General features: G+C 71.5%; 10 protein-coding genes. 6 read left to right on the top strand and 4 right to left on the bottom strand.

The annotated features are described in order from the left end of the window. Positions 1 to 12: 12 nt before the first annotated feature. The gene (gene secD / locus CG747_RS22710) at positions 13 to 2,328 is read right to left on the bottom strand and encodes a protein translocase subunit SecD (protein WP_257980641.1); all 2,316 of its coding nucleotides are present in this window, start codon (positions 2,326 to 2,328) and stop codon (positions 13 to 15) included. 605 nt (positions 2,329 to 2,933) lie between these two features. Here secD and CG747_RS22715 point away from each other — a divergent pair. Further along, positions 2,934 to 3,776 (top strand): SAM-dependent methyltransferase, encoded by an 843-nt coding sequence (locus CG747_RS22715; RefSeq protein WP_100603795.1) that lies wholly within the window; start codon positions 2,934 to 2,936, stop codon positions 3,774 to 3,776. A gap of 41 nt (positions 3,777 to 3,817) precedes the next feature. Here the strand turns inward: CG747_RS22715 and CG747_RS22720 are convergent, their stop codons facing one another. After that, on the bottom strand, positions 3,818 to 4,342 hold the full coding sequence (locus CG747_RS22720) for an ATP-binding protein (RefSeq protein WP_100603643.1): 525 nt from the start codon (positions 4,340 to 4,342) through the stop codon (positions 3,818 to 3,820). Positions 4,343 to 4,538: 196 nt separating this feature from the next. Between CG747_RS22720 and CG747_RS22725 the strand changes: the two genes are divergently transcribed. Together CG747_RS22725 and CG747_RS22730 are read left to right on the top strand one after the other, a co-directional pair. Further along, positions 4,539 to 4,775: a DUF397 domain-containing protein gene (locus CG747_RS22725; RefSeq protein WP_100603644.1), complete on the top strand. Its 237-nt coding sequence runs from the start codon at positions 4,539 to 4,541 to the stop codon at positions 4,773 to 4,775. A gap of 126 nt (positions 4,776 to 4,901) precedes the next feature. Next, positions 4,902 to 5,813: a helix-turn-helix transcriptional regulator gene (locus CG747_RS22730; RefSeq protein ID WP_100603645.1), complete on the top strand. Its 912-nt coding sequence runs from the start codon at positions 4,902 to 4,904 to the stop codon at positions 5,811 to 5,813. Between the two features lie 84 nt (positions 5,814 to 5,897). Here CG747_RS22730 and CG747_RS22735 read toward each other — a convergent pair whose 3' ends face one another. Continuing rightward, complete coding sequence (locus tag CG747_RS22735; RefSeq protein WP_100603646.1) at positions 5,898 to 6,902, bottom strand: YdcF family protein; 1,005 nt, start codon at positions 6,900 to 6,902, stop codon at positions 5,898 to 5,900. A gap of 180 nt (positions 6,903 to 7,082) precedes the next feature. Between CG747_RS22735 and htpG the strand changes: the two genes are divergently transcribed. After that, on the top strand, positions 7,083 to 8,984 hold the full coding sequence (htpG, locus tag CG747_RS22740; RefSeq protein WP_100603647.1) for a molecular chaperone HtpG: 1,902 nt from the start codon (positions 7,083 to 7,085) through the stop codon (positions 8,982 to 8,984). Between the two features lie 273 nt (positions 8,985 to 9,257). Here htpG and CG747_RS22745 read toward each other — a convergent pair whose 3' ends face one another. Further along, positions 9,258 to 9,818 (bottom strand): DinB family protein, encoded by a 561-nt coding sequence (locus CG747_RS22745; protein ID WP_100603648.1) that lies wholly within the window; start codon positions 9,816 to 9,818, stop codon positions 9,258 to 9,260. 278 nt (positions 9,819 to 10,096) lie between these two features. Here CG747_RS22745 and CG747_RS22750 point away from each other — a divergent pair, with 278 nt between their 5' ends. Continuing rightward, positions 10,097 to 10,888, top strand: a complete 792-nt coding sequence (locus CG747_RS22750; protein WP_100603649.1) for an SDR family oxidoreductase — start codon at positions 10,097 to 10,099, stop codon at positions 10,886 to 10,888. A gap of 160 nt (positions 10,889 to 11,048) precedes the next feature. Further along, a complete protein-coding gene (locus CG747_RS22755; RefSeq protein WP_100603650.1) occupies positions 11,049 to 11,972 on the top strand; it encodes an LLM class F420-dependent oxidoreductase in 924 nt (307 codons plus the stop codon). Positions 11,973 to 12,103 lie beyond the last annotated feature (131 nt).

Here is a 12,103-nt window from a genome sequence, read left to right on the forward strand (position 1 = left end):
GGTGGTCAGCCGTCACACACGGGCACCGCTGTCACGGCGTTCCCGGCGGCCGCCGTGCCGGTGCGGCGCACGGCGGGCCGGCCCTCCGGACGCCGTCCCACCGCGCCGCTCCAGCACGACCGCCAGCGGGGTCGCGGTGCACACCGACGAGTACGTGCCGACCGCGATGCCGATCAGCAGGGCCAGCGCGAAGTCGGTCAGCGCCTCGCCGCCCAGCGCGGCGAGCGCGGCGAGGACGAACACCGCTCCCATACCGGTGTTGACGGTGCGTGGCACGGTTTGCAGCACCGCGGTGTTGGCGAGCTCCGGGAACGGGGTGCCGCCCGCGGCGGCCCGCAGTTCGCGTACCCGGTCGAAGACCACCACCGAGTCGTTGACGGAGTACCCGACGACGGTCAGCAGGGCTGCCAGGAAGACCCCGTCGACCGGCTTGCCGAGCCAGGCGAACACCCCGACCAGGACGAGGACGTCGTGCGCCATGGCCACCACGGCGGACAGCGCGAACGTCCACCGGAAGCGCACCGCGAGGTAGGCCAACTGCGCGGCGAGGGCGAGGCCGAGGGCCAGCAGCGCACCGCGGCGCAGTTCGTCCCCCAGGCTCGGGCCGATCAGCTCGTCCCGCACCTTGCGCGCCCCGCCGCCGAGCTCGTCGACGACCCGGCCCGCCGTGGCCAGCTCCCCGGGGGAGAGCCGTTCGGTGCGCACCGTCAGGGTGCGCTCGCCGGAGGTGGTGACCTGCGCCCGGTCGAGCCCCGCGGTGTCGAGCGCGGCGCGGGCCCGCTCGGCGTCGACCGGCCGGGTGGTGGTGTACTCGACCATCCGGCCGCCGGTGAACTCCACGCCGTATTCCAGCCCGCGGACGGCGATGCCGGACGTGGCCAGGAGCAGGGCGACACCGCTCAGCGCCAACCAGCGGCGCCGGTGGCGCATCAGGTCCGGCCGGCGGCGGGAGAGCCAGGACCGGACCCGGCCGGGACCGGCCAGACCGGTCAGCCGCGGGCGCCGTCGGACCGGCCCGAGCGCGACCGCGCACTCCGCCAGTACCCGGGTGACCAGCAGCGCACTGACCATCGACGCGGCCACCCCGATGCACAGGGTGACGCCGAAGCCGCGCACCGGCCCGGACGCGAAGAAGAACAGCAGCACCGCCGCGAGCAGGGTGGTGACGTTGGAATCGGCGATGGCGCTGAACGCGTTGCGGAAGCCGGCCGCCAGGGCGCTGCGCAGGGTCCGCGGGCGGGCGTCCGGCCCCGCCGCGTACTCCTCCCGGGCGCGCTCGAAGGCCAGCACGTTGGCGTCCACGGCCATCCCGATCGCCAGGACGAAACCGGCGAGGCCGGGGAGGGTGAGGGTGGAGCCCAGAGCCAGCAGCGCCGCGTAGGAGATCAGTGCGTAGCAGGCCAGGGCCAGCGTGGCGAGCCCGCCGAGCAGGCGGTAGACGACCGTGAGGAACACGGCTGTCAACGCGATCCCGATGAGGGCCGCCTGAGCACTGGAGGTGATGGCCAGAGCGCCCAGGGTCGGGCCGACGGCGCGCTGTTCGACGAGGTCCACCGGCACCGGCAGCGCCCCGCCATTGATGAGCAGAGCCAACTCCTGCGCCGTGCGCTGGTCGAAGCCGCCGGTGATCCGGGTGGTCCCCCCGGTGATGCCGACCCCGCAGGCCACGGACGTTTCGACCCGCGGCGACGAGATGATCTCGCGGTCCAGGACGATCGCCGCGCGGCGGGCCGGATCGTGCGGTGCGGCGCAGGCCGCCGTGCCGGTCAGCCGGGCCCAGGCCCGCTCGCCGGTACCGTGCAGACTCAGCCCGACGGACCAGCCGCTGCCGTCCTGCGCGTCGAACTCGGCCTCCGCGCGCTGCACTTCGGCACCGGTCAGGGCCGCGGGGCCCAGTCGCAGCGGGGTGCCCGAGTCGTCGGGCAGGACACTGTCGCGGCCACCGGGACCGGCGGGGGCGGACGGGGATCCGGGGGCGGTGCCCAGGACCGGATGGATGGTGAGTTGGGCGGTGCGTCCGAGGACTTCGGCGGCCTCGTCGGGATCGTCGAGGCCGGGCAGTTCCACGACGATGCGGTGTTCACCGGCCCGGGCGAGGTGGGGTTCGCTCACCCCGAGGGCGTCCACGCGGCGGCGGAGCACTTCGAGGGTGCGGTCGGTAGCGTCCCGGTCGGCCTCGGCGGTGGGGGAGTCGCGGGTTTCCAGGACGAGTCGGGTCCCACCGCGCAGGTCGAGACCGAGCCGTACGGGCTGGGTCAGCGCGAGGAACGTGGAGAGGGCAAGGATCGCGAGCGCGAGCAGCGCCCGCACCCTTGTGGCGCGGGTCAAGGTGCCTCCAGCAGGCAGGGGTGGGCCGCGGGTGCGGCCCCGGCGGGTGGATGTGCTCAGGGGCTGGAGGCACGGGCGGGGCCCGGTCCCGGCACCGGCCGGCGTAGTCGAGGGAGTCGGCGGCGACGGCGCCGGGCGGCGCGGAGAGGCTCGCATGGCGCGGCGGGCCCCCGCCGTGGGACGGGGGCAGGGTGCCGGGTCCCGGTGCGGGAGCGGGGAGGTGACGGGTCGTCGGACCGGTCAGGTGGGGGAGGCCGCGGTCCACGGTGTCCTGGGGCGCCGTGTGGTGTACACAGGCCGTCGCGGACGCAGCGGCCGCCGCGGCCGGAGCGCCGGCGAGCCCCGGCACGAGCAGCGCGACCGCGGCGAGGACGGCGAGCAGGATGGATCGGCGCCGAGGCGCCACGTGAGCACACACAGTACGCAAACCCTCCCTTACCGACACTCTGCCATGTCGGCCGCGCCCGCTGCCCGGCAGGGGCCCCGCTCCCCGGCGGCACGGCGCCGCGGACTTCGGCGCTTCGCGACCGCAGGCGCCAACGCACTAAAGTGACAAGGGAGGTTGCGGGGGCCGTAGAGCAACACGAGTGAAGGGTGAGCAGGGCATGGCGGTGCCGGAGGACTGGATGGGGGCTCCGCCCCGACAGCCGGTCGACCTGGACACGGACCGGCCGCACGCCGCCCGCGTCTACGACGTACTGCTCGGCGGCAAGACCAACTACCCCGCCGACCGAGAGGCGGCGGAGCAGACGCTCGCGGCGCTACCCAACGCCGGCGCGATCGCGCGCCAGAACCGGGCCTTCATGCAGCGCGCGGCCCGTCATCTGGTGTCCGAGGCCGGCATCCGGCAGTTCCTGGACATCGGCACGGGCATACCGACCTCCCCCAACCTCCACGAGATCGTCCAGGCGACGGCCCCGCAGGCCCGCGTCGTCTACGCCGACAACGACCCGATCGTGCTGGCGCATTCACGCGCGCTGCACACCAGCCACCCGCACGGCCGGACCGCCTACATCCAGGCGGACCTCTGCCGTCCCGGGGAGATCCTCCGGAACCCGGCCCTGCGGCAGACGCTGGACCTCTCCCAGCCGGTGGCCCTCACCCTGATCGCCGTACTGCACTGGCTCCCGACGGACTGCGATCCCTACGCCGTCGTGCGGGAGTTGATGGGCGAGTTCGCCGCGGGCAGCTTCCTGGCCCTGACCTACGTCACCGCCGACTTCACGCCGCGGGCCCTGCGGGAGGTCTCGGACAACTTCGAGGCCAAGGGCTCCCACGTGAACGCGCGCAGCAAGGGCGAGGTGCTGCGCTTCTTCCACGGCCTGGACCTGGTCGACCCCGGCCTCACGGTGGCGCACCGCTGGCGCCCGGACACCGTGGAAGTGGGCGCCGCCGGCTGGTCCGACGCGGACATCCCGCTCTACGCCGGTCTCGGCCGCAAGAGCTGACCCGCGTCCCCGCCCCGCCGCGACGGCGCGGGGACCGGGCGTCAATCCGTGGCGGGCAGCGCCGCCCAGACGGCCTTGCCGGCCGCGGTCGGCGTGGTCCAGCCCCATGACGAGCTGAGGCAGTCGATGATGTGCAGCCCGCGCCCGCTCTGGGCCAGGTAGTCGGGCTCCCGCAGCACCGGTACATCCGTGCTGTGGTCGCAGACCGTGCACAGCACGAGGTCCCGGCAGCGCAGCAGTCCCATCCAGAGCTGGTGCGGCGCCGCCCCGCGCGGCTGTCCGGCGGGCTTGGCGAGCCCGTACCGCAGGGCGTTGGAGAGCAACTCCGTGACGACCAGTACGGCGTTGTCGACGAGGGGCTTGAGCTGCCAGTCGCTCAGTGTGGCCCCGGTGAACCGGCGTGCCTCCGAGGCCGCCTTGCCGTCCGCCGAGAGGGCGCGGGTGGCGAGTCCGGCGGGCTGGACGGCATGGGCGTCGAGCCGGATGTCGCGCGGTGCCTGCACGAGCCAGCGGCTGAGGGGCTGGGCGGGGAAGAGCGCGGCCGGTCCTGCCGGGTGGGTTGTCATCACGAACTCCGTGGCGCCTCTCGTGCCTTCGTCACGAACGGGGGATCCGCAACCACTATCCCCGGCGGCCGCTGGCGCTGCAAGTGCATCTGCAATTACATTCGAGTCGAACGTAATTGCATCAGTAAGTGCAGCCGCCCGTGCGGAAGCACGTGATGCCTGGTCAGACGGTGTGTGCGGAGCAAGGAGTGACGGGATGCAGCAGTTCGACAACGGCGTGGCCGCGGATCTGATCGAGGGTGCGGTCTGGAGGAAGAGCCGGCGCAGCGCGCCCGGGGGCGACTGCATCGAGGTCGCCGCACTGGCCGACGGCGGTTTCGCGGTCCGCAACTCCCGCGACCCGCACGGGCCGGCGCTGATCTACACCCATGCGGAAATGGCCGCGTTCGTCGGCGGCGCCAAGGACGGCGACTTCGACGCGATGCTGAGCTGAACGGACGCGGTGCGGGCCCGTCGCGCGGCGGGACCGCCCCTGTCGCCGTCGATGGCGCATTTCTGTACCTGACGGCCGGTAAGTGCGACACTGGGGGTATCAACACTGTCGCTCACGGGAGTTGGGATGACCGCGACCAGCCGGCCGGAAGGCGAGCTGTCGATAGCGCGCTACCTGCAGGAACCGCAGGTGGGGCCCACCGCCGCGCGCATCGTGCTGGGAGCCCAGCTCCGGAAGCTGCGTACCGGCGCCGGCATCTCACGCGAGGCCGCGGGCGAGGCCATCCGTGGCTCCCACGCCAAGATCACCCGTCTCGAACGGGGCCAGGTCGGCTTCAAGAGACCCGACCTGGCCGACCTTTTGACCCTCTATCAGGTCATTGACCCGGAACGCCGGGACGACTACTTCGAGCTGGCGGATCAGGCCAACTCCGCCGGCTGGTGGCACGAGTACAGCGACGTCCTTGAAGACTGGTTCGAACTCCACCTCGGCCTGGAGGAAGCCGCCGCGCTGATCCGGACCTACCAGGTGCAGTTCCTGCCCGGCCTGCTCCAGACCGAGGAGTACGCCCACGCCGTCACCCGCATCGGCTACCCCAGCGCGCCGCAGACCAAGGTGGACCGCCTGGTCGCCCTGCGGATGGAACGCCAGCGGCTGCTGACCCGGCCGGACGCCCCGCGGCTGTGGGCGGTGGTCGACGAGGCGGTGCTGCGCCGGCCGTTCGGCGGCACCGAGGTGATGGTCGCCCAGCTGCGCCACCTCCTGGAGGCGGTGCAGATGCCGAACGTGACCCTGCAGATCGCACCCTTCAGCGTGGGGGCCAACGCGGCCGCCGGCGCGCCGTTCAGTATCCTGCGGTTCGCCGAACCCGAGCTGCCCGACAAGGTCTACCTGGAGCAGCTGACCAGCGCCCTGTACCTGGACAAGCAGGAGTCGGTCGACCAGTACACCGCGGTCATGGACCGCCTGTGCACCGAGGCCGACACCCCCAAGGACACCGCCGACTTCCTCGCCTCGCTGATCGACCAGCTCGCCTGACCCGGCCACCGCGGCCCACCCGCGCGCCGAACGCCCGGACGCCGTCGGTGCTTCGGCGGGTCGCGTGGCGTGGGTGCCGGGGCCTCAGCGGGCCCACCAGATCAACGCGGCGCCCAGGACGAGCAGCAGGCACACGCCGAGATTGACCACCTTGTGCGCCAGGAACACCGCGGCGAACTCCCGGATCGTCGCGCTCGGCCAGAAGTACGCGGCGGTGGGGGAGCCCACCACGTGGCCCTGCACGCCGGTCTTCCGGGCCATCAACGCGGCCCGGAAGGCGTGGTAGTTGTTGGTGACCACCACGCACCGGTAGTCCGGATCCGCCTGCTCCATGAGCGCCCGGCTGAACTCCAGATTCTCCTCCGTGGTCCGCGAACGGTCCTCACGCACGATCCGGTCCGCGGGGAACCCGCGCTCGATGAGGTAGTCCGCCATCGCATGGGACTCCGGAAGCTTCTCGTCCGGCCCCTGGCCCCCGGAGGTCAGCAGCAGCGGCGCGGAACCGCGGGCGACCAGCCGCTCGTACACCGAGCGTCCCCGCTCCAGCCGACTGGCCAGCAGCGGCGGCACCTTGGTCCCGCCGATCAGCCCGGACCCGAGCACCACCACATAGTCGGCATTCCGCCGGACCGGCAACCGCCCGTAGAGGAAGGCGTATCCGACGAAGCAGAGGAAGAGGAACGACACGTAGCCGAGCAGGCCGACGGCGGTCGCCGCGATCACCAGCAGGCCGGCCGAGCGCAGCGCCACCGCGGCGATGAGCAACGCGATCACGCCGACGATGCCGAGACCGGCGAGCAGGGACAGCAGGTTGGCCGGGCGGCGGCCCTCCTTGCGCACCATCGTCACACCGTTGGCGATCAGGAAGCCGGCGAGGACCACCGTCCCCAGCGTGGGCAGTACCAACAGCGCCACGCCGGCGACCAGTCCCAGCAGGGCGTGCGACCGCCCGAGGGTGCCGATCACCGCCAAGAGCGTGAAGACCACGGCCAGTCCCAGATGGACGGCGTTGCCGAACCTGCGGCGGTCACGCAGCACGCCGAAACAGAAGAGCAGGAAGAAAAGGACTGCGGGGACGTAGGCCAACATGCCCGCATGGTAGACAACTTGCGCGGGACCTTGATCCATTCTTTACCCGAAGCGGACCGGTTGCCGCCGACTCGTGACACGGTTGCGCACCGGTCCGATGACCTACCGGCGGACGCTCTTCATTACAGTGAAGGCGTCAGATACCGGTGATCCACGGACCAAGTGAGGTAAACGCCAACCATGCCGACCGAAACGTTTGAGTTCCAGGTAGAGGCCCGTCAGCTGCTCCAGTTGATGATCCACTCGATCTACTCGAACAAGGACGTCTTCCTCCGTGAGCTCGTCTCCAACGCCTCCGACGCGCTGGACAAGCTGCGCCTGGCCGCGCTGCGCGACGACTCACTCGACGCTGACGTCTCCGACCTGCACATCGAGCTGGAGATCGACGAGGACGCCCGTACGCTCACGGTGCGGGACAACGGCATCGGGATGTCGTACGACGAGGTCGGGCAGCTCATCGGCACGATCGCCAACTCGGGGACGGCCGAGTTCCTTCGGGAGCTGCGGGAGGCGAAGGACGCGGCCGGCGCGGAGGGCCTGATCGGCCAGTTCGGCGTCGGCTTCTACTCCGGCTTCATGGTGGCGGACGAGGTCACCCTGCTGACGCGGCGCGCGGGCGAGAACAAGGGCACCCGCTGGACGTCTCGCGGCGAAGGCACGTACACCCTGGAGGAGACCGGCGACGTACCGCAGGGCACCTCGATCACGCTGCACCTCAAGCCGGCCGACCCCAACAACCAGCTGCACGACTACACCTCGGTGTGGAAGATCAAGGAGATCGTCAAGCGCTACTCGGACTTCATCACCTGGCCCGTCAGGCTGGTCGGGCAGCCGGCGGGCGAGGACGACGCGCCGGCCGAGCCCGAGACGCTCAACTCGATGAAGGCGCTGTGGGCGCGTTCCCGCGACGAGGTGTCCGAGGACGAGTACCACGAGCTGTACAAGCACATCAGCCATGACTGGCGCGACCCGCTGGAGACCATCCAGCTGCAGGCCGAGGGGACCTTCGAATACCAGGCCCTGCTGTTCGTCCCGTCGCACGCCCCGCACGACCTGTTCACGCAGGACTACAAGCGCGGGGTGCAGCTGTACGTGAAGCGCGTCTTCATCATGGACGACTGCGAGGCGCTGCTGCCGCCGTACCTCCGCTTCGTCAAGGGCGTGGTCGACGCGCAGGACCTCTCGCTTAACGTGTCCCGCGAGATCCTCCAGCAGGACCGGCACATCCGGATGATGCAGCGACGGCTGACGAAGAAGGTGCTGTCGTCGATCAAGAGCATGCTGGCCGACGACGCCGAGGGCTACGCCACGTTCTGGCGGGAGTTCGGCGCGGTGCTGAAGGAGGGGCTGGTCACCGACTCCGACAACCGCGACGCGGTGCTCGCGGTGTCGTCGTTCGCGACCACGCGCGGCGAGGACGAGACGGTCACGCTGGCGCAGTACGTGGAGCGGATGCGGGACGGGCAGGAGGACATCTACTACATCACCGGCCAGTCCCGGCAGAGCATCGACAACTCCCCGCACGTGGAGGCCCTCCGGGAGCGGGGCATCGAGGTGCTCCTGCTCACGGACCCCGTCGACGAGGTGTGGGTCGACGCGGTGGGCGAGTTCGAGGGCAAGCGGCTGCAGTCGATCGTCAAGGGAGAGATCGACCTCGGTGCGCAGGGGGACGAGAAGTCCGAGGGCGAGCGGGAGAAGCAGGCCGAGGAGTACGCGGGCCTGCTCGACTGGATGAAGGAGCAGCTGGACGAGGACGTCAAGCAGGTGCGCCTGTCGTCGCGCCTGACAGTGTCCCCGGCCTGCATCGTCGCGGACGCGGACGATATGACACCGGCGTTGGAGAACATGTACCGGGCCATGGGCCAGGAGGTGCCGCGCACCAAGCGCATCCTCGAACTCAACGCCGACCACCAGCTGGTGAAGGGCCTGAACCAGGCGTACCGGGAACGCGAGGACCGCTCCGACCTCACCGAGACCGCCGAACTGCTGTACTCCTTGGCCGTCTTGGCGGAGGGCGGCCGGCCGGCCGACCCCGCACGCTTCGTGAAGGCGGTGGCGGACCGCCTGGAACGCACCCTGTGATCATCCCCCGCTCCACGACAGGGGAATGAGGGCGTCCGCCAGTAGGTGGCAGTAGTGGTACGGGGTCGACTCCCCGCTCACGGAGCTCCGCACGCGCTTCGTGACCACTCGGGGTGACCCCGCCCCGATGACCTACTGGCGGCCCCTCGATCGCGGGCCGGCCGACCCGCGGGTGACGGCGCCACAGGGCCCGTCGTCGACCGCCCGCCCGACCGCCCGACCGCCCGCCCGACCGCCCGCCTGGCGGACGGCGGGAGCGTGACGGGACACCACCTAGCCCATGCTCTTGGCGCCGTCCAGGGACTCACGGATGATGTCGGCGTGGCCGGCGTGCTGAGCGGTCTCGGCGATGATGTGCATCAGCACCCGGCGGGCCGACCACTGCGCGTCGCCCTCGAACCAAGGGGCCTTCGGCAGCGGCCACGTACGGCCAAGGTCGGGCAGGGTGGCGACCACGTCGTCGGTCCGGCGGGCCACTTCCTCGTAGTCGGCCAGAACGCCGGCGAGGGTCTCACCTTCCAGCAGCCGGAACTGGTCCGCCCGACTGGCCCAGTCGGACTCGGACATCGCCGTGAAGTCCGGCATCACCGACGGGCCGTGCAGGATGAAGTCCACCCAGGCCCGCTCGGCCGCGGTCACATGCTTGATCAGGCCGCCCAGACACAACTCGCCTGCGGTGGTGCGCTGCCCGGCCTGCTCGTCGGTGAGGTCACGGGTGGTGAAGCGCAGGAAGTGCCGGTGCTTGGCCAGACCCTCAAGCCAGTCGGCGCGCTCGCCGGTGACGGCCGTTTCCGCGCCCAGGTCGCGGGTGGTGGTCGACTCGTTTTCGGTCATGGTCTCCGCCTTTCGGTGTTGCCGTTCCGTCGGTGAAGACCACGCTAAGGGCTATCGAGGTCAGGTTGTGTCCTACATCCCCTGCTTCCCCGAGTTCGTGGAAGAAGCGGAGCCGGTCGCCGCGACGGCCAACTCCCGCCGCCCGCACGACCGTCGGCCGCCGCCCGGCCCCGCGCGGCCGTGCGGCGGCTTGACTCTGACATCCGTGTGAGGCTTTAGCGTCCCGATCACCAGCGAGCGCAGCAGCGCCCGCACCACAGGAGAGGGAGCCACCAGCCATGACCCACCACCCCCGCCCACTCGACGAGAAGATCGCCCTGGTCACCGGCGGGAGCCGGGGGATCGGGCGGGCCATCGCCGAACGACTCGGCCGCGACGGGGCCGTGGTCGCCCTGACCTACGCCCGCGACGCCGCCGCGGCGGACGAGGTGGTCGCGACGATCCGCAAGGGCGGCGCCCGGGCGGTCGCACTGCACGCGCCGCTGGGCCACCGGGGCGACGCCGCCGCCCTCTGGTCGGCCTTCGACGAACGGATCACGGAATGCGCCCCCGGGACGGGGACGGGGCCAGTGGTCGACATCATCGTCAACAACGTGGGAATCGCGATGTCGGCCGCCCTTCCCGCACTGACCGAGGACGACTTCGACAAGGTCTTCGCGGTCAACGTCCGCGCCCCGTTCTTCGTCGTACGGGAGGGGCTCAAGCGTCTGCGCGACGGCGGCCGGATCGTCAACATCTCCAGCGGCGCCGGCCGACTGGCCATGCCCGAGGCCATCGCCTACGGCGCCACCAAGGGCGCGCTGGACAACCTCACCCTCAATCTGGCCAAGGAGCTGGGCCCCCGGGGCATCACCGCCAACGCGGTGGCGCCGGGAATCATCGACACCGACGTGAACGCCGCGTGGCTGCGCGGCAACCCGGCCGCGGAGGCGGACGCCGCCGCACGGGCCGCGCTGGGCCGGGTCGGCCGGCCGGACGACGTGGCCGACGTCGTCGCGTTCCTCGCCTCGCACGACGCCCGATGGGTCACCGGCAAGGTGATCGACGCCACCGGCGGCGTCAGGCTGTGAGAGCAGTCGAAGGGCCAGGAGCGGGCTGACGACCCACCGCGTCGTGGGCGCGGGCGGCCGGGCCCGCCCCTGACCGCCCGGCCCCAACGACACACGCCCGCCATCAAGCCGTCACCCAAGACCGGGAATCGGAAGGCAATCCGGCCTGTTTTCAAGGGACATGACTGTTGGAGTTGCCCTCAACCCGATCGACCCCACCAACCAGATCGAGGCGAGCGTGGAGCTCGCCAAGGAGGCCGCGGACGCCGGACTGCGCTCCGCGTGGTTCGGCCAGACGTTCGGCGCGGACTCGCCCCAGCTCGCCGCGATCGTCGGCCGCGAAGTACCGGAACTACAGGTGGGCACGTCCGCCATCCCCGTCTTCGGACGGCACCCGCTGCTGGTCTCCAGCCAGGCCCAGACCGCGCAGGCGGCCACGCACGGCCGCTACCACCTCGGACTCGCGCTCGGCACCAAACTCCTGACCGAGGCGGGCTTCGGTATCCCCTTCGAGCGGCCCATCGCCCGACTGCGTGAATTCCTCACCGCCATCCGGCAGTTGAACGAAACCGGCAGCGCGGACTTCCACGGCGAACTGCTCACCGCCACCACGCCGATTCCGGCCCGGGTGCCCGGCGCGGAACCCGGCGTCCCGCTGCTCGTCGCCGCCATGGGGCCACAGGCACTGCGGGCCAGCGGCGAGCTGGCCGACGGGATCCTGCCCTACCTCGCCGGGCCCCGCGCCCTCGCCGAACACATCGTCCCGGCCGTCACCGCGGCCGCCGAGGCCGCCGGGCGCCCCGCACCCCGGATCGTGGCACTCGTCCACGGCGTGGTCACCGACGACGTCGACGCCGTCCGGGCCACGGTCACCGAGAATCTGGCCTTCTACGAGCAGGTGCCCTCCTACGCGCGGGCCATCGGACTGTCCGGCGGCCGACGGGCCGTCGACGTCGCAGTGATCGGTGACGAGAAGAAGGTCGCCGCCGAGGTGCGGCGCTACCGCGACGCCGGGGCGACCGAGGTGGTGTTCGCCGGGACGGAGGTCGCCGGCGCCGCCGACCGGCGCCGCACCTGGGCACTCCTGGGCGAGCTGGCGGGCTGACCGGACACCCCGCCCGGAGAAAACCGGATGCGCCGGCCGGCGGCCGCCCGTTACGGTGAGCGCATGTCTACGCCCCGAATTTCCTAGCCGAGGACCCGCTTCCACGCCAGAAGTGTGTCCTCGTGCTTTTT

This window comes from Streptomyces sp. CB02959, from assembly GCF_002803155.1.
Taxonomy (GTDB): domain Bacteria; phylum Actinomycetota; class Actinomycetes; order Streptomycetales; family Streptomycetaceae; genus Streptomyces.